Annotated in this window: 21 protein-coding genes; 15 read left to right on the top strand and 6 right to left on the bottom strand. The window is 39.1% G+C overall.

Annotated features, from left to right (window positions below; translation table 11 throughout):
• Positions 1-2: 2 nt before the first annotated feature.
• The 4 genes from ACFO3P_RS13700 to ACFO3P_RS13685 all read left to right on the top strand — a co-directional run bounded on the left by ACFO3P_RS13700 (position 3) and on the right by ACFO3P_RS13685 (position 3490).
• Positions 3-581 carry a DUF1836 domain-containing protein gene (locus ACFO3P_RS13700; RefSeq protein ID WP_042530516.1) on the top strand — a complete coding sequence of 193 codons (579 nt, stop codon included), beginning with the start codon at positions 3-5 and terminating at the stop codon, positions 579-581.
• Positions 578-1513, top strand: a complete 936-nt coding sequence (locus ACFO3P_RS13695) for an MsnO8 family LLM class oxidoreductase (RefSeq protein ID WP_193063555.1) — start codon at positions 578-580, stop codon at positions 1511-1513. Before ACFO3P_RS13700 ends, ACFO3P_RS13695 begins: the two co-directional genes overlap by 4 nt.
• Before the next feature lie 113 nt (positions 1514-1626).
• The gene (locus tag ACFO3P_RS13690; RefSeq protein ID WP_193063672.1) at positions 1627-2241 is read left to right on the top strand and encodes a DedA family protein; all 615 of its coding nucleotides are present in this window, start codon (positions 1627-1629) and stop codon (positions 2239-2241) included.
• 115 nt (positions 2242-2356) lie between these two features.
• Positions 2357-3490 (top strand): Rpn family recombination-promoting nuclease/putative transposase, encoded by a 1134-nt coding sequence (locus tag ACFO3P_RS13685; protein WP_193063557.1) that lies wholly within the window; start codon positions 2357-2359, stop codon positions 3488-3490.
• A gap of 85 nt (positions 3491-3575) precedes the next feature.
• Here ACFO3P_RS13685 and ACFO3P_RS13680 read toward each other — a convergent pair whose 3' ends face one another.
• The gene (locus ACFO3P_RS13680) at positions 3576-4586 is read right to left on the bottom strand and encodes an aromatic acid exporter family protein (RefSeq protein ID WP_193063559.1); all 1011 of its coding nucleotides are present in this window, start codon (positions 4584-4586) and stop codon (positions 3576-3578) included.
• Positions 4587-4999: 413 nt separating this feature from the next.
• Between ACFO3P_RS13680 and ACFO3P_RS13675 the strand changes: the two genes are divergently transcribed.
• The 4 genes from ACFO3P_RS13675 (at position 5000) to ACFO3P_RS13660 (ending at position 11128) form a co-directional block, all read left to right on the top strand.
• Positions 5000-6544 carry a C40 family peptidase gene (locus ACFO3P_RS13675; protein WP_193063561.1) on the top strand — a complete coding sequence of 515 codons (1545 nt, stop codon included), beginning with the start codon at positions 5000-5002 and terminating at the stop codon, positions 6542-6544.
• A gap of 321 nt (positions 6545-6865) precedes the next feature.
• Positions 6866-8371 carry a BCCT family transporter gene (locus ACFO3P_RS13670; RefSeq protein ID WP_193063563.1) on the top strand — a complete coding sequence of 502 codons (1506 nt, stop codon included), beginning with the start codon at positions 6866-6868 and terminating at the stop codon, positions 8369-8371.
• Positions 8372-8831: 460 nt separating this feature from the next.
• Complete coding sequence (locus ACFO3P_RS13665) at positions 8832-10139, top strand: hemolysin family protein (RefSeq protein ID WP_175297016.1); 1308 nt, start codon at positions 8832-8834, stop codon at positions 10137-10139.
• Between the two features lie 182 nt (positions 10140-10321).
• Positions 10322-11128: a VLRF1 family aeRF1-type release factor gene (locus tag ACFO3P_RS13660; protein WP_042530528.1), complete on the top strand. Its 807-nt coding sequence runs from the start codon at positions 10322-10324 to the stop codon at positions 11126-11128.
• Between the two features lie 173 nt (positions 11129-11301).
• Here the strand turns inward: ACFO3P_RS13660 and ACFO3P_RS13655 are convergent, their stop codons facing one another.
• The 4 genes from ACFO3P_RS13655 to ACFO3P_RS13640 all read right to left on the bottom strand — a co-directional run bounded on the left by ACFO3P_RS13655 (position 11302) and on the right by ACFO3P_RS13640 (position 13964).
• On the bottom strand, positions 11302-11766 hold the full coding sequence (locus ACFO3P_RS13655; RefSeq protein WP_289584333.1) for an SH3 domain-containing protein: 465 nt from the start codon (positions 11764-11766) through the stop codon (positions 11302-11304).
• A 174-nt stretch (positions 11767-11940) separates the two neighbouring features.
• Positions 11941-12354, bottom strand: a complete 414-nt coding sequence (locus ACFO3P_RS13650; RefSeq protein WP_042530531.1) for a Fur family transcriptional regulator — start codon at positions 12352-12354, stop codon at positions 11941-11943.
• A 15-nt stretch (positions 12355-12369) separates the two neighbouring features.
• Complete coding sequence (locus ACFO3P_RS13645; protein WP_193063567.1) at positions 12370-13194, bottom strand: metal ABC transporter permease; 825 nt, start codon at positions 13192-13194, stop codon at positions 12370-12372.
• Between the two features lie 20 nt (positions 13195-13214).
• On the bottom strand, positions 13215-13964 hold the full coding sequence (locus ACFO3P_RS13640; protein WP_042530535.1) for a metal ABC transporter ATP-binding protein: 750 nt from the start codon (positions 13962-13964) through the stop codon (positions 13215-13217).
• A gap of 469 nt (positions 13965-14433) precedes the next feature.
• Between ACFO3P_RS13640 and ACFO3P_RS13635 the strand changes: the two genes are divergently transcribed.
• The 3 genes from ACFO3P_RS13635 to ACFO3P_RS13625 are packed head-to-tail and all read left to right on the top strand — an operon-like array spanning position 14434 to position 19837.
• Positions 14434-16827, top strand: a complete 2394-nt coding sequence (locus ACFO3P_RS13635; RefSeq protein WP_193063569.1) for a 3-hydroxyacyl-CoA dehydrogenase/enoyl-CoA hydratase family protein — start codon at positions 14434-14436, stop codon at positions 16825-16827.
• Positions 16828-16852: 25 nt separating this feature from the next.
• Complete coding sequence (locus tag ACFO3P_RS13630; protein WP_193063571.1) at positions 16853-18028, top strand: acetyl-CoA C-acetyltransferase; 1176 nt, start codon at positions 16853-16855, stop codon at positions 18026-18028.
• A 24-nt stretch (positions 18029-18052) separates the two neighbouring features.
• Positions 18053-19837 (top strand): acyl-CoA dehydrogenase family protein, encoded by a 1785-nt coding sequence (locus ACFO3P_RS13625; RefSeq protein WP_193063572.1) that lies wholly within the window; start codon positions 18053-18055, stop codon positions 19835-19837.
• A gap of 59 nt (positions 19838-19896) precedes the next feature.
• Here ACFO3P_RS13625 and ACFO3P_RS13620 read toward each other — a convergent pair whose 3' ends face one another.
• Positions 19897-20697 carry an ion transporter gene (locus tag ACFO3P_RS13620; RefSeq protein WP_193063574.1) on the bottom strand — a complete coding sequence of 267 codons (801 nt, stop codon included), beginning with the start codon at positions 20695-20697 and terminating at the stop codon, positions 19897-19899.
• A 225-nt stretch (positions 20698-20922) separates the two neighbouring features.
• On the opposite strand from ACFO3P_RS13620, the gene ACFO3P_RS13615 reads away from it, so the two are divergent.
• From ACFO3P_RS13615 to ACFO3P_RS13600, 4 genes are all read left to right on the top strand, one after another.
• Positions 20923-21396: a DinB family protein gene (locus ACFO3P_RS13615; protein ID WP_042530544.1), complete on the top strand. Its 474-nt coding sequence runs from the start codon at positions 20923-20925 to the stop codon at positions 21394-21396.
• Between the two features lie 19 nt (positions 21397-21415).
• Positions 21416-21772, top strand: coding sequence for an arsenate reductase family protein (locus ACFO3P_RS13610; protein WP_193063575.1), 357 nt, complete (start codon positions 21416-21418; stop codon positions 21770-21772).
• 66 nt (positions 21773-21838) lie between these two features.
• A complete protein-coding gene (gcvH, locus tag ACFO3P_RS13605) occupies positions 21839-22219 on the top strand; it encodes a glycine cleavage system protein GcvH (RefSeq protein ID WP_042530549.1) in 381 nt (126 codons plus the stop codon).
• 214 nt (positions 22220-22433) lie between these two features.
• Positions 22434-22799 carry a toprim domain-containing protein gene (locus tag ACFO3P_RS13600; RefSeq protein WP_042530551.1) on the top strand — a complete coding sequence of 122 codons (366 nt, stop codon included), beginning with the start codon at positions 22434-22436 and terminating at the stop codon, positions 22797-22799.
• The last annotated feature ends 107 nt before the right edge of the window (positions 22800-22906 follow it).

Here is a 22906-nt window from a genome sequence, read left to right as displayed (position 1 = left end):
TCGTGGATATACAAAAGCAATTAGAAGGACTTCATTTAGAGAACCAGTTGAAATCGGAAGAAATACCCGATTTAGATTTATATATGGATCAGGTTATTCAGCTTTTTGAAAGTAAATTTGCTTCTTCCAAGCGGTATGAAGAAGATAAAGTGTTAACGAAAACCATGATTAACAATTATGCGAAGGCTAAGTTATTCTTCCCTATCAATAATAAAAAATATTCGAAAGAGCATTTGCTGCTGATTAGTATGATTTATCAAATGAAAAGTGTGTTATCTATAAAGGATATCGGGAAAACATTTGAAGAGATGAATCAGAGAGTGCAGGATGATGATTTTGACCTGGCGAATTTTTATACCAATTACATTCAGTTAATGGATAGAAACGCAGCGAGTTTTGAAGAACATATGAAGAACCAGGAAGAAATATTTGAGACAGAATTGGACAAAGATATTGTAGATGATGAATATCTAAAACAAGTATTACTGATTACCAGTCTGACAGGGATGAGTAACTTTTACCGCAGGGCAGCGGAAAACCTGGTAGATCAATTAGAGCAGAAAGGGGAGCACGAAGAATGAAATTAAGTATCTTGGATCAATCTCCATTATTTGCAGATGCGGACGCAAAGCAGGCGCTGGAAGCAAGTATGGATCTGGCAGTCCTGGCCGACCAATTAGGCTATGAACGTTATTGGGTTGCGGAGCATCATGACATGCAAGGCTTGGCGAGCCCTGCTCCGGATATATTGCTGGGGATTATCGGCAGCAGAACAGAAAGAATCCGAATCGGTTCAGGAGCAGTGCTATTGCCGAATTACCGGCCGTTTAATATTGCTGAGCGCTACCGGATGCTGGCTGCATTGTATCCGAACCGGGTAGATTTAGGAATCGGCCGGGCGCCGGGCGGTTCCGCAGAAGCTTCTATAGCCCTTGCTGGAAACTTTTTGGAAAAGGTGAAAGCAATGCCGGATTATATAGATGAATTGCTTCATTTCCTTCAGGATGACTTTTCGCCGGAGCATCTTTATTCACGTGTGACCGCTGCCCCCGTACCTCCTGTTCAGCCTGTGCCTTGGCTGTTGGGGACAAGCCAGCGGAGTGCTCAGCTGGCCGTAACTAAAAAACTGCCTTATGTTTTTGGTCACTTTATGGGCGCTGATAATGGACCGGAAATTATGGCCGGCTACCTGAGACAAGCTGAGAGTCCCTCCGCTATCGTTGCGGTATCTGTTCTGTGCGCTGAAACAGAAAAGGAAGCTTTGGAATTAGCAGAAGAAGCAAAGCGCAAAAGAGAAGAGCAGGATCCATCTCCGCAGGCAGATCAGGAGGAGCAAGCCCAATTTGCCGATAAACAAATTATTGGAGATAAAGCCCTCGTACAAGAAAAACTCACGAAACTGCAGGAAGCATATCAATGTGATGAAATAATGGTGCTCACGATGGCGCCAACGTATAAAGCAAGAGAATATTCTTACCGTCAGCTGGCAGAAATAATGAACCAGACCAAATAAAGCTGCCATCCCTTAAATTCTTAACACTTGTTTTCAAAATGAAATAAAAATCATAGGCTGCAGCATGATAGAATATACCTTAATAAAGAGGACAAGCGTAAATGGAGGATATTATGGGACAATGGGTTACAGCCATGATGGAGCAATTTGGGTATTTTGGAATTTTTCTGATGATGACGTTAGAGAATTTATTCCCGCCGATACCATCTGAAATCATCCTGCCTTTTGGAGGATTCATGACAATAGGCAGTACATTAACCTATACCGGTGTATTAACAGCAGCCACATTAGGAGCGCTGATTGGCGCCATGCTTTTATATTGTATTGGGATGATACTCGATGTGGAGCGGCTGGAGAAAATTGTTGACCGGTACGGGCATCTATTGCGTTTGAAAAAAACAGATATTTATAAGGCAGATGAATGGTTCGGAAAGTATGGCTATTGGACTGTATTTTTTTGCCGGATGGTGCCGCTGCTGCGGAGCTTAATCTCTATTCCAGCAGGGATGGCAAGAATGAACTTCTGGATGTTTATGCTATTAACAGCAGCAGGTTCTATTATTTGGAACAGTATCCTCATCGGTATTGGAACCATTTTGGGAGAGAATTGGCATCGTGTAGCAGCTTTTATGGATATCTATTCTAATGTTGTCTATACCTTTATCATTGCAGGAATATTCATTTTCATTGCCTGGTATATCAGGAAAAGAAAGAAAGAAAAACTGTAGGGATGTTCCTGCAGTTTTTTTAAGTTTTTTGTTGACAAAAGAACATATGTTTGGTTAACTGTATTTAGAACCTCTTCTTGGTAAGTCCTCTACTAAAACATAAGGATGTGTTTCCATGATTTATCCTCGCAACGCAACACTATTATTCCCTCAGATATGCGAAAATGGCGAAGTATACAAAAATGCTATTCCTAAAAATGGTCCAAATCGACTGATGGACTTAAAAATTGATTATGCCTTTAAAATGCTGTTTGGTGATGAGCGCAATAAGAAGATTATAATAGCCTTTTTAAATGCTTTTTTTACCAATTCCGACAGAGCACAAATCCAGAATCTTGAATTTCAAAATAAGAATGCAGCTGACGAAGGCGAGAACACTTCTTTATCATTGTTTGTTGAGACAGAAGATAAAGAAGCGGTTTTTGTAGAAATACTTTTCCCGGATCAAGATACCCCGGAAAATCAATCTTTATATTTTTGGTCAAAAATGTACCGCCGGCAATTTGAAGCAGATTCAGATTTGGAAAGCCAGCATTCCGTGGTAACCATAAGCATCATGAATTTTGAAATATTCCATGAAAGTGATGAATTCCATAGCGTATTCAGATTGTCAGATAAAGATAAAAATATCCCGCTGACCAATCTGCAGGAAAATCAATTTGTTGAGATACCTAAGCTGATCCGCAGCTGGAAACAAGGAAAGTTAAATCTGGAGAAAGATACTTTAGCGAGATGGTTATTGCTTTTAGCTGCGGTGGATGCAGGTAATAATTATTTTCATCTGGATATCTATAAAGAACTGGAGAAACTGGCAATGGTTGATCAAGATTTAAATATCGCTATGAAATACTGGGGAGATATCAGCAATACGGAAAAAAATCAATTGACCTATCAGGACAGGTATCGACATATGATAGAACAGCACTTTTTAAAAGAGATAGAAAAATCAGAAGAAAAAAGACAGGAAGCAGAAGAAAGAGCAACAGTTGCAGAGCTGAATTATAATCAAATGAAAAATCAATATAAACAGCAAAAAATTAAACTGATAGAGGAGAGAGAGAAAAGAATAAAAGCAGAAGAAAATGCAGTGCTTGCTAATCGGGAAGCGGCGAAGGTGGTTATCCGTTATGGAAAAGTCGTTGCACGTAACTTATTTGAACAAGGGATGGATAATTTATTTGTAAAAAATATAACTGGAATGTCAGATAAGGAAACAGCGATGATAAAAGAAGAATTAGACAGAGAGTAGAAACATTATTATGCTCTTTATCTTTGGGTAAAGTATTAGAAAAAGAAACAAAGTTATCTGAAAAACTTTGTTTCTTTTTCATAAATTATTCATCCAATGAGAAATAATCTTCTATAATTTCCACAATAGAAATCAACTCATAGATAGCAACTAATTCTATCGGCAATTTTTCTGTACTGCTCATTTGATTGGATTTTAACATTTCTTGAAATAGCTGATTGAGCTGTCCGCGTTTAGCAATCCATTCTTCTTTCTCAAAGTCGATTTTGCCAGCCAGCACATTTGCAAAATAACATACTGTTTCAAAAGCGTGTTTTTGTTTCAGTGCATCCCATTCAAATTTCATTGTAGGCTGCTCTGCTATATTAGTAACATGATATTGAATCATTCGCAGATAATGAATCTGCTGTCTTAATTGTGTTAATTCATCCTCGCGTTTTTCTAAAATATGATGGAATTTCAAATCCTTCTTTTGGTAGAGTGAAAGCAACTCTACTCTTTCAAGTTCTTTGTATACACTGCCGACTTTTTCATTTACACCAAAATCTAGAGGTGTTTTTGTGAAAATCAATTCATAATAACATCGCTTCATATGATTACTTAATTGCTTGCGGATAGGTACAATCTGTTTATCAATCGAACGATGGTAATTTGGCGGAAAAACAAACATATTTACCAGTGTGGAGACAGACAATCCAATTGTTGTTGTTGCCAGTCGAATAAGAAAGCTAAGAAAATAACTGTCGTCCACTAATTCAATCATTGCAATTGCTGTTAAGGTTGCAACCAGTAACCCTGCATGAAGGTTTAAGCGAAAGCAAGTGAAAATAGTAAGTATTGCAGCTAACATATAAGTAGACGGTGAATTACCGAATATAGCCAGAAATATAACGGCATAGGCAGCGCCAATCGCCGAGGCAGGAAAACGGACAAGTCCTTTCTTAATAGAATCTGTCACAGTTGGTTCAATTGTAACGATAGCTGTAATAACGGCAAATGTCGGCGGGAAATTGAACCATTTACAAATAAGCGCTGTGAAAAATACAGCAATCCCCGTTTTAATCACTCTATTTCCAATGATAGTTTGAACCTTCACGTCAATCCCTACTTTTCCTCATGTTAAATAATTTGTAACAAATAAATTTAATAAGATATTTTCATTTATTATATTGTATTGTATCATTTATTGCGTAAATTAAATGACGAAAAAAATTAGATTAGGTATATTTATTGGGGAGCACCAGACAAATCTACTAAAATGAAAAACATTGTCAGACGGGTGTTATTGCGTATTCTATGACGATTTTGAAAGAGTTTTGTCGTTATTGAAACATAAATGTAATATTTCTATAATATGCATGACATTTTCTTATGTTAAGCTTTACAAAGTTACAAATTAGAAGAAGAATATAAAAAATATTAATATAAAAAACTAATCGCAAATGTTCGGGAACTCAAATACATAGATAATATATTTGCGGTGCAAAATTTGAAAGCGGGGAATAGAAGTTGAAAAAGACAGTAATGACATTGACTGCGGCTTCCGTAGTAGGTTTGAGCAGTGTATTTTTTGCAGGGCCGGTAAAAGCAGAATCAGTAGAAGACCTGGAAAACAGACAGACTGAAGTACAGGATGATCGTGATTCTGTTCAATCTAATCTATCAGATGCTGAAAATCAAGTAGCAGATGTTTTAGTTGATTTACAAGATTTACAGAAAGAAATTGATGATTTAAATTCTGCTCTTCAACAAAATGAACAGAAATTAGATGAAACAGAAGAAAATATTTCAACTACGGAAGATGAAGTTAGTGAATTGGAAGATGCAATCAAAGAATTAGAAGAAGCAATTGAAAAACGTACGGATATCTTAAAAGAACGTGCGGTTGCTTTACAGCAAAATGGCGGAGATATTAGCTATATTGAGGTATTGTTCGGAGCACAGGATTTCAGTGATTTTGTAAATCGTGTTTCTGCAGTGAATAAAATTACTGATTCAGATTTAGCTTTACTTGAACAGCAAGAAGCAGATAAACAAGAAGTTGCAGATAAACAAGAAGCAGTTGAAACAAAATTGGATGAATTAACACAATTGAAAACAGATTTAACAGGAATTAATAATACAATTACAGAGCAAAAAGATGCTGCTGAGGATAAAGAAGCTTCATTAAAAGATAAAGAAGCAGATTTAACAGCACTTATTGAAGATTTAGAAATTGAAGATTCTCGCTTGGCTGCTATTGAGCAGGATGTAGCAGATCGTTTGGAAGTAGCAACTGCTCCAGCACCAGAAACATTGGTAGCAAGTGTCAGCGTAGGCTCTAGCGATGAAAGCAGCAATGAAGAAGCAGAAGCAGAGGTTGAAGAAGAAACTGAATCTGCAAATGAAGCTGAAGAAGAAGCAAGTGAACCAGAACAGCAAGAAACTTCTTCCAATGAAGACCAAGAAGAAACTTCTTCAAATAGCGAAAGCAATAATAACAGCAGCAATAACAACAATAGCAGCAGTAATAATAGCAGCAATAACAATTCTGAAAGCAGTAGTAGCACTGCGAGCTCAAATGAATCAAGCTCTAATACAAGCTCTAATAGCGGGTCCAACAGTAGTTCCAGCAATTCTGATCAAAATAAATCAGAACCTAAAGAAGAAAAAGCAGAAGAGCCTGCACCATCAACCGGTTCTGGAATCAGTGGAGTGCTTAGTGCTGCACAGAGCCAAACACACCAAAACACGTATGTTTGGGGAGGAAAAAGCCCTAGCACTGGTTTTGACTGCTCCGGATTTGTATCTTGGGCATTCGCTCAAGCTGGATATTCCATCCCGTCTTACACAGGTGCATTAGTTAATACAGGTACATCTGTATCTGCAAGTAATATGCAGCCTGGAGACTTAGTATTCTTCAATACGAATGGAACAAATGGCCATGTTGGTATTTATCTTGGCGGAAATAAATTTATCGGTTCACAAAGCAGTACAGGAGTTGCTGTTGCTGATATGTCACCAGGAAGCTACTGGGGCGGAGAATTTAGCGGAACAGTACGCCGCGTACAATAAATATTTAATCCCAAGGGTCCTTGCATGAAGATAAGCTTCATGTGAGGGCTTTTTTATATAATAAATTAAAAACTAATGACAAGTGGCTCTTTTATGTATCCATTCCCTGTATGAATGGAAATAAACTCCCTTAAATCTATTTATTTATTTCAAGCGGTTATTGAATTTTATCTGAATGAATGCGGTAATAATCTTCCTTCATAAGAGACTATTTCAATAACCAATCTAACCACTTCATTTAAATCGTTTACTATCTCGGCTAATGGGTATAGAATTATATATCCCATTTTCGCAGTAAATAAACATAGAAAGGATAGAGGTATGAAAAAAAGAAATAAACGTTTTTTAAATCCTGTATTTTTTATTTCTGCATCAGTAATTTTAGCATTCGTTATAATTGGTGCGTTTAATTCTACAGGCTTTCAAAGTGTAGCAACTCTATTATTTGATTTGACGACACAGAATTTTGGATGGCTCTATTTAATATCCGTTTTTGTGTTTGTCCTCTTTCTAATTGGCTTATCGATTAGTAAATACGGTAAAATAAAATTAGGTTCAAAAAATTCGAAACCAGAATTCGGTTTCTTTCCTTGGATTGGAATGCTATTTTCCACAGGCTTCGGCTCTGGACTGGTATTCTGGGGCGTAGCAGAGCCAATGAGTCACTTTTTTAATACACCATTTCCAGGCTTGGAACCGCAAACAGAAGAAGCTGCGAGGGTGGCTATGGGATATGCTTTCTTTAACTGGGGCATTAGCCAATGGTCTGTTTTTGCGTTAGTCGGACTGGTTATTGCATACTTACAATTTCGCAAAGGAAAAGACGGGTTAATTTCAACAGCAGTAAAGCCCGTTGTCGGAAATAACCCTATTACGGCCACTTCTATCAACTCGCTTGCTGTAATTGCTACTGTTATGGGAGTAGCGACTTCTCTAGGATTAGGAATTATGCAAATGAGCGGCGGTCTGTCATCTGTTTTTGGGCTGCCAGACGGGGTATGGATGCAAATTGCAATTGCATTAGCTATGCTTCTTGTTTATTTAGGTTCATCTGTCAGTGGTTTAAACCGCGGAATGAAATGGTTAAGCAGCATTAACTTATCCTTTTGTTTAATTCTGCTTGTCTTTGTTTTTCTGATGGGACCAACTGTATTTATATTAGAAACCTTTGTGCTGGGATTAGGAGATTATTTAACTAACTTTGTCGAATACAGCTTACGTTTAACTCCGTATACTGGAGACACCTGGGTAGTAGATTGGACTATTTTCTATTGGGCTTGGGCAATTTCATGGTCGCCATTTGTGGGAGCTTTTGTCGCTCGTGTATCGAGAGGGCGTACTATCCGTCAGTATATCTTTGGCGTACTTGTCACCTCTCCTGCCATTGCCTGTATTTGGATCGCTGTCTTTGGAGGAACCAGCTTATATAGTGATTTGAAAAATGGAACGATGATTGCTGAAGCTGTTGATCAAGATTTAGCTGTCGCCTTATTTGAAACGTTTGGTACCTTGCCATTAAGTACCATCACTTCGTTGATGGCGATAGTATTGATTTTTACGTTCCTAGTTACTTCAGCAGATTCTGCAACGTATATTTTAGGAAGCATGACATCAAGAGGAAGTTTGAATCCGGCATTGATCACAAAATTTATCTGGGGAGGACTCATTACAGCTATTGCAGTCGTCCTTTTAGTTGCTGGAGGGTTAGAAGCGCTGCAGACAGCATCTCTCACATCAGCGCTTCCTTTTGTCATAATTATTATCATGCTGATGATTTCCTTTATTAAAATATTGCAGAGAGAAGAGAACGACAAGCTAAAAAAATAATCTGTGAAATAAAATAAACCGGCTGTTTTTTGATAACAGCCGGTTTATTTTATTGTATTAATATTTATCTGCAGCACTTTCATAGTCAAGTAGACACAGTGTGCCCCTTTCCATTATAATAAAGAATAAGAGAAAGGGTGATTCGATGGGAAGGTAATATGGAACTTTATATATGTTTATCATGCAGGACTATCCATTGCGCCTAATCATTTGGATTATCTGCGTGCAGAAAAGATAATAAGAGGATGTTCAAAAAGTTTTTATCCAATGGAATTGCGGAAGGAGTAAATTAATTTTCAGTGAGACGAATAATTGCAATCGCCGTCCTGTATTAAGAAGCTTCTTGATTTTCAAACACAATTGGATACTTTTGAACATGAACTTATAATAATTTTTAAAATTTCAGGAGGTGAAATCCTTGTGTAATGTTACACAAGGATCTTAATTGGACATATCGACCATGATTAATTTATTTGCGGTTGCTATTTTAATCGCATTAACTGCTTTTTTTGTTATGTCAGAATTTGCTATAGTAAAAATTCGAAGTACTCAGCTGGAGCCTCATATTGCAGCGGGAAGAGGTTCAGCTGCTTCAGCTAAGAAAGTCATTACCCATCTTGATGAGTATTTATCTGCCTGTCAATTGGGGATTACAATTACAGCACTTGGAATTGGGCGCTTAGCCGAACCGACATTTGAGAGAATGTTACATCCCCTTTTGGAGGAATTTAATCTTGGAGCAGGTCTTGTTACAACCCTTTCCATTTTTATTTCCTTCCTGATTGCAACGTTCTTGCACGTGGTTGTCGGGGAGCTTGCGCCGAAAACATTAGCAATTCAAAAAGCAGAACAGGTCACATTGGCTGTAGCCAGACCGCTGACCTGGTTCTATCGCCTGTTGTTTCCGTTTATCTGGTTATTAAATGGATCCGCACGATTATTAACCAAAGCAGTTGGCTTACAGCCAATGAGCGGGCATGAGGAAACACATACAGAAGAGGAGCTGCGTTTAATTCTGGCTGACAGCTATAAAAGTGGTGAAATCAATCAATCTGAAATGATGTATGTAAACAATATATTTGAATTTGATGAACGGGTAGCCAGAGAAATTATGACACCGAGAACAGAAATGATTTATTTCTCGACAGAAGCCAGTTTTGAAGAAAACTTAGAAACGATTCATCAAGGCCAGTTTACCCGGTACCCGGTTGCTGATCAGGATAAGGACAATATTATCGGTCTGGTAAATTTAAAAGAAGTGTTTACTGGAAAGCTGAGCAAGGATGAACCTGCGACGATTGAAGATTATATTCGGCCAATTATTCATGTATCCGAAGCTACCCCAATTCGTCATCTCCTTTTAAAAATGCAAAAGGAGCGCATCCATATGGCGATTGTCAATGATGAATATGGCGGTACGGCCGGGTTAGTAACGGTTGAGGATATACTGGAAGAAATCGTTGGCGATATCCGGGATGAATTTGATGAAGACGAAGTACCTGATTTTGAAACGATTGATGATACTACTTATTTAGTAGCAGGCCGTGTCAGCTTGGATGATATCAATCAAAAGCTGGGTATTACTTTGGAAGATGATGAAGTGGACACCATCGGCGGCTGGTTCTTCACCCATAACCTTGAAGCGGATGTAGGAACGGTGATGGAGGTTGAGGGGTATGAATTTACTCTGATTGAAAAAGACGGGTATCAGATTAAAAGAGTGAGAATCACTAAAACCTTATCAGAAGAAGAAATGGAACAAGATTAGAACGTAAATAAAAAAAGTTGAAACAATAAAGTTTGATGGTGAAGAAGGAAAGAGTGATGAAGCTCTTTCCTTTTTTATAGCTTAAAATAACTCTATCATATCCTTTATTCAGATATTAAAGTTTAAACTCCTTTTATTTTGGTTACACACTAAATAGATACTGATTTTCGAGGAGGCTTATCATGAAGGATATTCAAGATATTGTGAAAGAGTTAGAGAATGTGAGAGGAACAGGAGCAAATAAGATATTTACCATGTACCTAAATACAGATTTAAGCGACCCGGATCAGCAAAGCGGGGAGTGGAAGATTCATCTGAAAAATGGTTTGAATAATTTTGAGCATTATTTAAAAGAAGCAGATGATCAGGAAGAACTCAAAAATTTTAGGCAAATAAAACAGCGTGTGAAAGATTTTATGGGAGAAATAGAAAGAGATCTCATGCGCGGAGTTATCATTATTGCTTCAGCTGACGGCGAGGTCTGGTTTGCTGAGCGTGTACAAATGCATCTGCAAAATGAATTTGAGTGGCAGGAGACACCTGTATTAGATCAATTAAAGACACTGTCTGAAAAGTATCCGAAAACAGGAATTATTCTAGTGCAGCAAAATCAGGTCAAACTGATGGACACCAATCTAAATCAGGTAAAGGATACAGCAGAATATGAACTGGATGTGGAGGAGGATACATGGAAGATGAAACAAGGCCCTCGTCATGGCAGAGCGAAGCAGGGACTTGGAGCAAGCAGTGTACAAAAAGATCTATTCAATGACCGCTATGAAGCGAACCAATATCGATGGTATAAAAGTATTGCGCCTAAACTGGATAAGCAGGCAAAAGACAGAGAATGGAAACGTATTTTCATTGTCGGCGAGGCACCTGCTTCCAAAACACTGGAAACAGAAATGAATAAAGAGGTAGAAGAGGTCATCTTAAAGAATATGCTGGATCACGAGGAGAGTAAGGTTTTAGATACTGTACTCGATTAAATAGATAATGATGCAAAATCTCTTAAACTATCTTCTCTATAAATAAAAAAACGAACTTAAATCTCTATCCATTCCATAAATGAAAAGGAGATTTAAGTTCGTTTTTTTTTATGAGGATAGGAAGCTTAGATAATCCATTTAATAATTTCAGTCAAGAGAAAAAATCTTTTTAATCACTCAACAGCTTCCAGGTATCCGGCATTTGCATAGCCAGTGACGTCTTGATAAGAAATCTCAACCCATTCATACTCGTCTTCTTCACCGATAAGCTGGACAATATCCCCGTTAACCAGCGTTTCTACAACCTCACTGTCTGCGTTGGGGCTGCTTCGGATATTTAATACCTCTGCAGTAACCTCATACTCCTCTTCATTGGAGTCGCCAGTGTCCGCATCCGTTTCTTCAGATTCCTCCTCCGATTCAGAATCCCCCGATTCCTCATCTGTATCTGCATCCTCATCTGCTGCATCTGCTTTTTCCGTTTCTTCATCATTTTCCAATTCGTTTACTTCAGATGCTTCATTTTGAAAGTCGAAATCTGGATTGTTAAATTGTCTTTGCATCACTAAAACAAATACAATAAAGATAATTCCTGCGATGAATAATAACAATAATCGAAATTTACTACTTTTACGCATACTACTCTGCTCCTAATATAATTGTTCTAAAAGTAGTATACATAACTTTTCGACATAAAGAAATAGAATTTCCAAAAAAATGTGTAAATCATGAGAAAAACTGCGGGTTTGCTCGTACAATAGCGAATCCGCAGTTTTTTTCTGATGTTTTATTCTTATATTAATTGAAACATGTTAAGCGTGAAGGCATTCCGGGCATTTGCCATAAATCTCAAATTTATGATCTTCAATTTCATAATTTGACAGCTCCGCAGAAGCAGAATCCATTGGACATACTTCAATTTCTTTTGTTTTACCGCAATCCTTGCAGATAAAATGGTGATGATGATGATGGCTGCAGCTTAGGCGGAAATGCTTTTCACCTTCTAAATCTGTTTTTTCTAATATCCCTAAATCATAATATAGGTGCAGGTTCCGATAAATGGTATCGAAGCTGATTGTCCCATATTTTTTTTCGAGATGGACAATTAAATCCTTAGCAGGACGATATCCATCCTCGGATGCAAAAAATTCTAAGATATCCTTCCGTTTTCCGGTAGTTTTATATCCTTTTTCTTTTAAAACAGTGATGGCATCTTGAAGATTCATCGAAAAAACCTCCGTTTACTTTCGTAGTTTTTTCATTCCTATAGCAATTAATAATAAAATTAACGACGTCATGACAATTGTTCCGCCAGGTGGAATATCTAAATAATAGCCTGAAATAATTCCAAATATCACGGCAATTTCACCAAAGAGAATTGACAGGAATATCATTTGTTTAAATCCTTTAGCGATTCGCATGCTTGCTGCAACAGGGAGTGTCATCAAAGCGGAAACCAGCAGCACGCCGACGATACGAATGGAAGCAGCAATGACAAGCGCTGTTAATACAATAAACAGCATATTGATCCATTTGACATGCAGTCCGGCAATCGTTGCTTGCTCTTCATCAAAGGACATGGTAAATAGTTCTTTAAAGAAAAGCCAGATAATGACAAGTACAAAGGCGGCGACTCCAGAAATGACGTAAAAATCATTAACCGTTACGGCAGATACAGATCCGAATAGATAGTTGAATAAATCCGTATTAAACCCGTCTGCAACGGAAATGAAGATAACACTCAAGCCGACGCCGGCCGACAAAATGATAGGAATGGAAATTTCCTGATACGCTTTATACACGGTACGCAGCTTTTCAATAAAGATAGAGCCGAGTACGGAAAAAAACATGCCGCTGTATATCGGTGAGATAATCCAGCCGTATACCTTCTCAGTCATCAGCCCAAATGAAATTCCGGCTAAAGTAACGTGCGATAAAGCATCTGCTATTAATGATTGTCTTCTGACAACAATAAAAGTTCCTAGTAATGGTGCGATGATACCGATTAAGATACCTGTGAGAAACGTATATCTTAAAAAGGGGTAAGTTAAAAAATCCAAAAGCATTGTCTTTCCTCCAACGATAATTAATGCGTAACCAGGCTGACTGGATGACCATATATTTGAGAAAAGTCTGCTTCTGTAAGTGATGCATATTCATCCGGATTTCCGTGAAAATGCAGTGTTTTATTTAAACAAACAATATCTGTCGCATATTGGGTCATTGTGCCTGTATCATGTGTTACCAGCAGTAATGTTTTCTTGAATTCTGTATTAAGCTTATAAAGCAGCTCATAAAAAATTTTTACATTTTCATAGTCGATTCCTACAGTAGGTTCGTCCAAAATAATCAGCTCAGGGTCGCTGACCAGAGCGCGTGCGATAAAGATGCGCTGCTGCTGACCACCTGACAGATTCCCGATGTTCTGTTTGGTATACTCTGTCATACCAACCTGGGCAATTGCTCCATGAATTTTTTGCTTATCTTTTTTGGTTAAGAATTTTAAATAACCAAGCTGTGCAGTAAGCCCGGAAGCAACTACTTCATATACGGTTGCAGGAAATCCTTTATTAAATGCATTTGCTTTTTGCGAGACAAAGCCGATTCGATCTCTATTTTTAAGCTTTTGAATCGATTGTCCGAAAACCATTATTTCTCCCGTTTCCGGTCTTTCCAGGCCGAGAATGAGCCGGATCAATGTTGTTTTTCCGCCGCCATTCGGTCCGACTAATCCCATGAAAGCTCCTTGAGGGATTTCAAAGTTTATATTATCTAAGACTTTACGAGATTCATAATGGAAGTTAATATTTGACATAGACACAACTGGTGTTGTCATCGTATTCCCCCATTCATTTTAAAATAATAATGGAACGTACTTTCAAGTTCGTACTCTACCTATGATATCGTAAGGATTTCTGTTTGTAAATAGGAACGATTACGATTTTTAGAAACACCTGAATGAAAATGCATATTAATATAGAAGGAACACGTTATGTTTAGCTGCGATTATTACTGCTGGAATAGCAATGGAATTCTTTTCACGCTTATTTTGAATAACGGTTTTATATAAAAGCTGTATGAAAGGAAGAGCATGTCAGCAGTTTTCAGGAGTAGGCCTTATTTTGAAAAAGAAAATAATAAACTTTCACTTTGAAACCCCTTACAAAAAATTGCTAAATATATTGCCAAAAAATTAATAATCCGTTATAGTATAAGTAACGTGAGATATGCGATTTGCCAATATCTTTATTTTTTGGCTTAAAAATGAATGAGCATTCATTCAAGAGAGGCTGGAGGATTGTGAAATGACTTATTCGATTAAACATGCAGCAGTAATAGGTTCAGGTGTGATGGGTTCTGGAATTGCCGCTCATTTAGCAAATGCGGGAATATCTGTAACAATGTTTGACAGAGTACCAGATTCCTTGACAGACAAGGAAAAGAAGCAGGGCTTTACCTTAGAAGACAGGCAGGTCAGGAATCGGCTTGTGAGTGAGAGTAAAAAGAAATTATTAAAACAAAAGCCGTCACCGATTACATCAAAAAAAAGCTTAGATTTGATTCGGATTGCCAATTTGGAGGATGATTTGGCATTATTATCTGAAGCAGATTGGATCGTCGAGGTGATTGTTGAGAATTTAGAGGCGAAAAAAGAGCTGTTTAAAAAGGTGGATGCACATCGCAGGGAAGGTAGCCTGGTTACCTCTAATACATCCGGGATTTCTGTGGACGCCATGATTGCAGATTCCTCAGAAGATATGCAGGAGCATTTTTTAGGGACGCACTTTTTTAATCCGCCGCGATACTTAAAGCTGTTAGAAGTTATACCGACAGAAAAAACGAAGGCAGAAGTGCTTTCCTTCATGAAAACATTTGGAGAGGATGTATTAGGCAAGGGTGTTGTCGAAGCGAAGGATACGCCAAACTTTATTGCAAACCGGATTGGAACTTACGGACTGTTAGTAACTGTCCAGGAAATGGAGAAGCAGGGATTAAGTGTCGGTGAAGTAGATTCGGTTACCGGCCCGCTTATTGGCAGACCCAAAAGCGCTACGTTCCGGACGCTGGATGTCGTTGGAATTGATACCTTTTACCATGTTGCGAATAATGTTTACCACCATGTATCCGACCCGAAAGAGAAAGCCATTTTTACGGTTCCGGACTTTTTAAAGCAAATGATTGAAAAAGGATGGATTGGTGCGAAAAGCGGGAAGGGATTCTATGAAAAGAAGAGGGATAAAAGCATTGTAGAAATAAATCCAAGCACGCTGGAGTATCAGGAAAGAAAGAAGCTGAAAACAGCTGCTGTTGAATTAGCTAAGCAGGAAAAAGGATTAAACAGAAAAATGAAAGCGCTTATTAATCAAAAGGGAGATAAAGCTTCCGATTTTATTTGGTCTATTATCAAGCCGGTATTATTATATTCTGCTGATTTAGTCGGAGAGATTGCCGATGATGTCGTCTCCATTGATGATGCGATGAAATGGGGATTTGGCTGGGAGTCAGGACCATTTGAAATATGGGATGCAATTGGCGTAAGGGCTGCAGTGGAACGAATACAGGATGAAGAGACAGCGGTGCCAAGCTGGGTGCTGGATATGCTGGAGGAAGGGGACGAAACCTTCTATAAAAAAGAAAATGGAGCTATTTACTTCTTTCATGAAGATGCCTATAAACAAAAGGACGTCAATAAGAAAGAAATCTCCTTAGCGGCAATCAAGGAGCAAAAAGGTGTCATCAAGAAAAATACCGGCGCCAGTCTAATCGATATCGGGGATGATGTTGCTTTATTAGAATTTCATTCCAGAAGTAATGCGATCGGTCTTGATATTATCCAGATGGTCAATGAATCCATTGAGGAAGTAAATAAAAATTACAGAGGGCTGGTGATTGGAAACCAGGGCAAGAATTTCTGTGTTGGCGCCAATTTAGCAATGATGCTGATGGAGGCACAGGATGATAATATATTTGAATTAGATCTCGTTGTCCGTCAATTTCAAAACATGGCGATGAATATTAAATATGCTGATAAACCTGTGGTGGCTGCTCCATTTAATATGACATTAGGCGGAGGGGCAGAAGTATCCTTGCCGGCTGCTGCGATTCAGGCTTCTCCGGAAACATATATGGGGCTGGTTGAATTTGGTGTCGGTCTTATTCCTGGAGGGGGAGGAACGAAAGAGCTTTATTTAAAAGAGCTTCGTAATATCCCAGAAGGTGTAGATATTGATTTAACCAAGGTAGCGAATGATGTATTTGAAAAAGTAGCAACAGCAAAAGTTTCTACTTCTGCAAGAGAAGCAATGGAGAATGGCTATCTCAATAAAAATGACCGTATCAGCAGGAATCCGGATCATGTTCTCCATGATGCGAAAAAACGTGTATTAGCTTTAGCCGATGAGGGATATGAGAAACCTGCGCGTGAGAAAATTCCAGTTGTCGGAGAGGCGGGCTATGCAGCCATGGTCATGGGAGCTAAATCGCTGCATTACAGCGGCTATGCTTCGGAGCATGATTTAAAAATTGCTGAAAAACTGGCCTATGTCTTATCTGGCGGAAGAATAAAAGAAGGTACGGAGATTGATGAACAGGTCATGCTGGATTTAGAAAGAGAGGCCTTCTTAAGTCTTATTGCCGAACCGCTGACTCAGCAGAGGATGCAGCATATGCTTGTGAAAGGAAAGCCATTACGGAATTAAAGAAAGTTCAAAGGAGGATACATCCGTGAAAGAAGCAGTGATTGTAGCTGGTGCAAGAACACCAGTAGGAAAAGCAAATAAAGGTTCATTGCGGAATGTCAGACCAGATGATTTGGCAGCGCTTACGGTGAAAGAAACGTTAAAACGAGCTGGCGATTATCAGGGTTCGATCGATGATGTGATTATTGGCTGTGCGATGCCGGAAGCAGAGCAGGGAATGAATATGGCCCGGAATATTGCCGGACTTGCCGGATTAAGCCAGGATGTACCGGGCATCACAGTAAATCGTTACTGTGCTTCCGGATTACAGACGATTGCTTACGGTGCGGAACGAATTATGGTTGGCGCTGCAGATACGATTATCGCTGGCGGGGCTGAATCGATGTCGATGATCCCAATGGGCGGACATGTGATTAAGCCTAATCCGGCCTTGGTGGAACATGCACCAGAATATTATATGAACATGGGGCATACTGCCGAAGAAGTAGCCAACCGTTTCGAGATTTCAAGAAGCGATCAGGATGCTTTTGCAGTACAGAGTCATGCACGTGCTGCTAAAGCCATAGAGGACGGTTTATTTCAAGAGGAGATCGTTCCAGTAGAGGTGAAGGAGCGCTATGTCGGGAAGAACAATAAGATTGAAGAGAAATCATTTTCCTTTGAAATGGATGAGGGCGTCCGGGCAGGAACGAATGCAGAGACACTCCGTTCCCTGCGTCCAGCCTTCCATATAAAAGGCAGTGTCACGGCCGGGAATGCTTCTCAAATGAGTGACGGAGCAGCCTCTGTTTTATTGATGGATAAAGAGAAAGCAGAAGCGGAAGGACTCACACCGATTTTAAAATTCCGCTCCTTTGCAGTAGCTGGCGTAGCACCGGAAATCATGGGAGTCGGACCGGTGGAGGCGATTCCGAAAGCAGTGAAAATGGCAGGGTTGGAATTATCGGATATCGGTTTATTTGAATTAAATGAAGCTTTTGCTTCCCAGGCACTTCGAGTTATCCGGGCGTTAGATCTAGATACGGCTAAAGTGAATGTAAATGGCGGTGCCATTGCATTAGGGCATCCGCTGGGCTGTACAGGAACCAAGCTGACAGTCAGTTTAATGCATGAAATGAAGCGGAGAAACGAGCAATTCGGAATTGTAACGATGTGTATTGGCGGCGGGATGGGAGCAGCCGGTGTATTTGAACTTCTATAATCTATTTGAAAAGGGGAAATTGCGATGAGTGAAACAAAAGAAAGACTATTTAAAGGCGGCGGTTTTTTAGTAGAGGATATTACGGCAGAAGACATTATCACACCGGAAGATTTTACCGATGAGCACAAGATGATTGCGAAAACAACGGAGGATTTTGTATTAGGAGAGGTCGTTCCTAAAATCGATAATCTGGAAAATCAAGAATTTGAGCATTCCGTGGATTTGCTGAAAAAAGCCGGGGAATTAGGCTTATTAGGTGCTGATGTTCCGGAGGCATATGGAGGACTCGCATTAGATAAAATCAGTTCTTCCTTGATTGCAGAGAAGTTCTCCCGCGCCGGCGGTTTCTCTATTACGCATGGCGCACATGTCGGAATCGGCTCGCTGCCAATCGTCTTCTTTGGGAACGATGCACAGAAGGAAAAATATCTTCCTAAATTAGCCACAGGTGAGTTAATTGCTGCGTATGCACTGACTGAGCCAAGTTCAGGTTCTGATGCGCTTGGTGCAAAAGCAACAGCCAAACTAAATGATGCCGGCACGCATTATATTTTAAATGGCGAGAAGCAGTGGATTACCAACTCTGCTTTTGCAGATGTCTTTATCGTCTACGCTAAAATTGACGGCGAGCATTTCAGCGCCTTTATTGTGGAAAGAGAATATCCGGGTGTATCTACAGGGCCGGAAGAAAAGAAAATGGGAATCAAGAGCTCTTCTACAAGAACACTGGTCTTAGAGGATGCCGAGGTTCCAGTAGAAAATCTGCTTGGTGAAAAAGGCCGCGGACACGTGATTGCTTTTAATATTTTGAATGTCGGCCGCTATAAATTGGCTGTCGGCGGTATCGGAGCATCGAAGCGTACTCTGGAATTAGCTGTAAAATATGCAAGTGAGCGCAAGCAGTTCCAAACACCGATTTCAAGCTTTTCGCTGACTCAGGAAAAATTAGCAACGATTGCTTCCAAACTGTATGCCAATGAAAGTGCCGTTTACCGGATTGTCGGATTATTTGAACAGCGGATGGGCGCATTATCTGAAGAGCAGCTGCAGGATGGACGTGAGGTTGCCAGGGCAATCGCGGAGTATCAAATTGAATGCTCGATGGCAAAATACATGGTTTCTGAATTGTTGGATTATGCAGTGGACGAAGCCGTTCAGCTCCATGGCGGATACGGATTTATGCAGGAATACGAAGTAGAAAGAATTTATCGCGATTCCCGTATTAACCGTATTTTTGAAGGAACGAATGAAATCAATCGCCTGCTTGTGCCGGGAACATTGCTGAAAAAAGCAATGAAAGGTGAGCTGCCATTATTGGAAAAGGCACAGGGACTGCAGGAAGAATTAATGATGATGATGCCGGAGGAAGTCGGCACAGAAGCCTTAGAGCAGGAAAAATATTTATTGAGGAACGCGAAAAAGCTCATCTTGCTCGGAGCTGGATTGGCAGCACAGAAATACGGCAAAAAATTAGACCGGGAGCAGGAAATCCTTGTTAAATTAGCAGACATGACAGCAGAGGTATTTAATATGGAATCTGCTATCCTTCGTACGGAAAAAGCCATTTCCAATGCCGGTTCAGAAAAAGCACAGCTGAAATTACTATATACGGAAGTGTATGTACAGGAAGCATTTAACAGAATGGAAGCAGCAGCAAAAGAAATTCTGATTACTGCGGAAGAAGGGGATTCACTGCGCGTCATGCTATCTTCTTTACGTAAGCTGACAAGGCATACACCAATCAATGTAGTTAAGAAGAAACGTGACATTGCTGCGAAGATTATTGAGGAAGAAAAATATATTGTTTAACTAACACAAAGGAGCTGTCGCAAAATGCATAGGATGCATTTGATGACAGCTCCCGTGTTCTAATCCCTCGTGGATTTTTCTTTTAATAAAGCTTTAATTTCTTTCAGCTCTTTTTCCATTTCTTCCAACTTTAAATCAGTTGGCGATGGTGTCTCTTCCCGGCTTGCTTCTTCCACATTATTGACAACAACCCCGACAAATAAATTAATAATAACGAATGCGCCAATTAAAATAAAGGTTACAAAATACCACCAGGAGGAAGGATCTTGTTCTAAAATAGGGTACATCACACCACTTGCCCATGACTCTAATGTAATTACCTGAAATAAGGTGAGCAGGGTTCGATGCAAAGAACCGAAGTATTCAGGAGAAATGGATGCAAAAAGAGTGGTACCAATAACGGCATAGACATAGAAGAACAGCCCTAAAAGAATCATGATTGTTCCCATCGAAGGTATCGTCAGCAGTAACGCATTAACCATTTTTCTTAAGGACGGAATAATCGATATCGCTCTTAATACACGAAGAACTCTCAGGATACGTAATACCATGATGTAACTTGAGCCGAGGAATACGAAACTGGCCGATATAATGATGAAATCGAACACATTCCACGGGCTCTTAAAAAAAGCTGTAAGAGAAGAGCTTCCTATTAATCTAATAATAATTTCAATTGTAAATACAGCTAATAATAAAGTATCCAGCCAATAAATGATAGAAGGGAATTGATTGGAAATAGCAGGGTACGTTTCAAAGCCTACAATAATAGCATTAAAGATAATTAATCCGATAATCGTGTTCGTAAATATTTTGTTTTCTGCAATCGCAGCACATTTTGCTTGAAAAGAATTTTTTATCATAATAAATATCCTCTCTCTATTAAGTGTTCATCCGATATGTAAAATAATTTGAATTACAATTTAAAAGACCTCTTTTTTCCACAACTATTATTGTACGAATACTTTTTTATTTTGTCACTTCTGATTACATTTACGGCCAGCAGATATGGATTCAATATATTGGATTAAAGCAGAAGTTTCGTGGTACGCTAATAAAAAAGAAACATTATCTTAGGAGGGACTAGCATGTATCGAAATTTAAATGATTTTTTAACAGAATGGTCACAGTCTGCTGATGGTACAAAATCTGTATTAAAAGCTTTAGAGGATGACAAATTAAATCAGTCAATAGTAGAAGGACATAACAGCCTTGGCTGGCTGGGCTGGCATTTGGTGAATAGTCCTGTTTTCTTTATGAGCCTGGTCGGAATTGATTTAGACTCTTCTTATGATCCAGACGCCGTTCCAACAAAAGCAAGTGACATACTGGAAGCATATGAGGATATCTCAACTAGCGTTGCAGAGAAAGCAAAAGAGCAGCTGACGGATGAAGCATTAGTAAATGAAGTAGGTGATTTCGGCGGACCTGCTCCGAAAGGAAGTATTTTACGTATGCTGGTCAGTCATCAAATCCATCATCGCGGTCAGATGACTGTGCTGCTTAGACAGGCTGGCCTAGAGGTGCCCGGCGTTATGGGACCAACGAAAGAGGATCAATAGAAGAAGCGGAGGAAGAATAATGACATTATCTTTTTATTGGTATTCGAAATGCGGCACCTGTCGAAATGCAAAAAAATGGCTGGATGCAAACCAAATTGATTATAAGGCGATTCCGATTGCTGAAGAGCCTCCAAGTGCGAATGAACTGCTGTCTTGGATGGAAACAAGCGACCTGCCGCCTAAAAAATTCTTTAATACCAGCGGTAAAAAATATCGGGAATTAAATTTGAAAGAAAGAATAAATGATTTATCGCCGCAGGAAATGGCGGAGATTTTAGCTTCTGATGGTATGCTCATCAAAAGACCGGTCTTAACCGACGGCAAGAAAGTAACTGTCGGATTTAAAGAAGAAACCTATGAATCTGTCTGGAAATAGTGCTAGAAATGTAACTGACTTCCATGTATAGTTGAAGAGAATAAAGTTTTGTTGGAGGGATACGAAATGAGCTTGCCAAATGATTATTTATATTCAAAAGAACATGAATGGGTAAAAAAAGAAGATGGAAAAGTTCGTATAGGAATTACAGACTTTGCACAGGATGAGCTTGGCGATATTGTTTTCGTAGAATTACCGGAAGTCGGCGATTCTTTAGAGCTGGAAGAGCCATTTGGAAGTGTGGAATCTGTTAAAACGGTATCCGAGCTGTATGCTCCAGTCAGCGGAAAAGTGGTAGAAGTAAATGAAGAACTGGAAGACAGCCCAGAGCTTGTGAATGAATCACCGCATGAAAAAGCATGGATGATTGTTATTGAACTTGAGAATGAAGCAGATTTAGAGGAATTATTAGATTCGAAAGCATACCAGGAATTTATCGAAGGATAATAAAATTACATTACACCTATTTTAGAGAAAGAGAAAATACAGGCGCTGCTCCTGAATTTTCAAAAAAGGCTCTAAAAATAGGTGAAAAAGAGCTGACTTTTCCACATTCGTGTATAGTTAGCTCTTTTCTTTTCATATAATATAGAAAAAGCATAGGATAGGATTAGGTTAAAAAAGATGTTTACCTAATCACTTCGATAAGGAGTGCAAAACGATGATGGAAGATGATTACAACAAAGTCATAATCGTTGAAGGGTTATCTGATAAAAAGCATCTAGAAAAAATTCTTGACGACAATACCATCACCATTGTTTGTACAAATGGAACCATCGGTGTAGAAAAATTTGAAGAGCTGTTGGAATATTATCATTTGGACGATACAGATGTATTTATTCTGGTGGACGAGGATGATTCGGGAATGAAACTCCGAAAACAGCTAGCCAGGGAACTGCCGCACGCAGAGCATATTTATGTAAGCAGTGAATTTCGTGAGGTTGCCGCCACCCCAAAAAGAATGTTGGCAAGTATTCTGGCAGGAAAACGCATTGGAATCAATCTCAATTACCTTGCAAAATGGTAACGTAAAACGTTAAAATAAGAATGGATTCTATTCGCCGAGGAAATAAATAAGGAAAGATGCGAAGTCGTTTTATACGCAATCAGTGTAATCCTTTCACTCAGCATATA

The sequence above is a fragment of the Oceanobacillus aidingensis genome (assembly GCF_042654105.1).
Taxonomy (GTDB): Bacteria; Bacillota; Bacilli; order Bacillales; family Amphibacillaceae; genus Oceanobacillus; species Oceanobacillus oncorhynchi.
The sequence above is the reverse complement of the archived record's forward strand: the minus strand, read 5'-3'. Positions and strand labels throughout refer to the sequence as shown.

Coding starts and splice junctions, on each gene's coding strand:
- ACFO3P_RS13695 (WP_193063555.1), top strand. CDS start 578: ATGAAATTAAGTATCTTGGATCAATCTCCATTATTTGCAGATGCGGAC.
- ACFO3P_RS13690 (WP_193063672.1), top strand. CDS start 1,627: ATGGGACAATGGGTTACAGCCATGATGGAGCAATTTGGGTATTTTGGA.
- ACFO3P_RS13685 (WP_193063557.1), top strand. CDS start 2,357: ATGATTTATCCTCGCAACGCAACACTATTATTCCCTCAGATATGCGAA.
- ACFO3P_RS13670 (WP_193063563.1), top strand. CDS start 6,866: ATGAAAAAAAGAAATAAACGTTTTTTAAATCCTGTATTTTTTATTTCT.
- ACFO3P_RS13665 (WP_175297016.1), top strand. CDS start 8,832: ATGATTAATTTATTTGCGGTTGCTATTTTAATCGCATTAACTGCTTTT.
- ACFO3P_RS13660 (WP_042530528.1), top strand. CDS start 10,322: ATGAAGGATATTCAAGATATTGTGAAAGAGTTAGAGAATGTGAGAGGA.
- ACFO3P_RS13655 (WP_289584333.1), bottom strand. CDS start 11,766: ATGCGTAAAAGTAGTAAATTTCGATTATTGTTATTATTCATCGCAGGA.
- ACFO3P_RS13650 (WP_042530531.1), bottom strand. CDS start 12,354: ATGAATCTTCAAGATGCCATCACTGTTTTAAAAGAAAAAGGATATAAA.
- ACFO3P_RS13645 (WP_193063567.1), bottom strand. CDS start 13,194: ATGCTTTTGGATTTTTTAACTTACCCCTTTTTAAGATATACGTTTCTC.
- ACFO3P_RS13640 (WP_042530535.1), bottom strand. CDS start 13,964: ATGACAACACCAGTTGTGTCTATGTCAAATATTAACTTCCATTATGAA.
- ACFO3P_RS13635 (WP_193063569.1), top strand. CDS start 14,434: ATGACTTATTCGATTAAACATGCAGCAGTAATAGGTTCAGGTGTGATG.
- ACFO3P_RS13625 (WP_193063572.1), top strand. CDS start 18,053: ATGAGTGAAACAAAAGAAAGACTATTTAAAGGCGGCGGTTTTTTAGTA.
- ACFO3P_RS13620 (WP_193063574.1), bottom strand. CDS start 20,697: ATGATAAAAAATTCTTTTCAAGCAAAATGTGCTGCGATTGCAGAAAAC.
- ACFO3P_RS13615 (WP_042530544.1), top strand. CDS start 20,923: ATGTATCGAAATTTAAATGATTTTTTAACAGAATGGTCACAGTCTGCT.
- ACFO3P_RS13610 (WP_193063575.1), top strand. CDS start 21,416: ATGACATTATCTTTTTATTGGTATTCGAAATGCGGCACCTGTCGAAAT.
- gcvH (WP_042530549.1), top strand. CDS start 21,839: ATGAGCTTGCCAAATGATTATTTATATTCAAAAGAACATGAATGGGTA.
- ACFO3P_RS13600 (WP_042530551.1), top strand. CDS start 22,434: ATGATGGAAGATGATTACAACAAAGTCATAATCGTTGAAGGGTTATCT.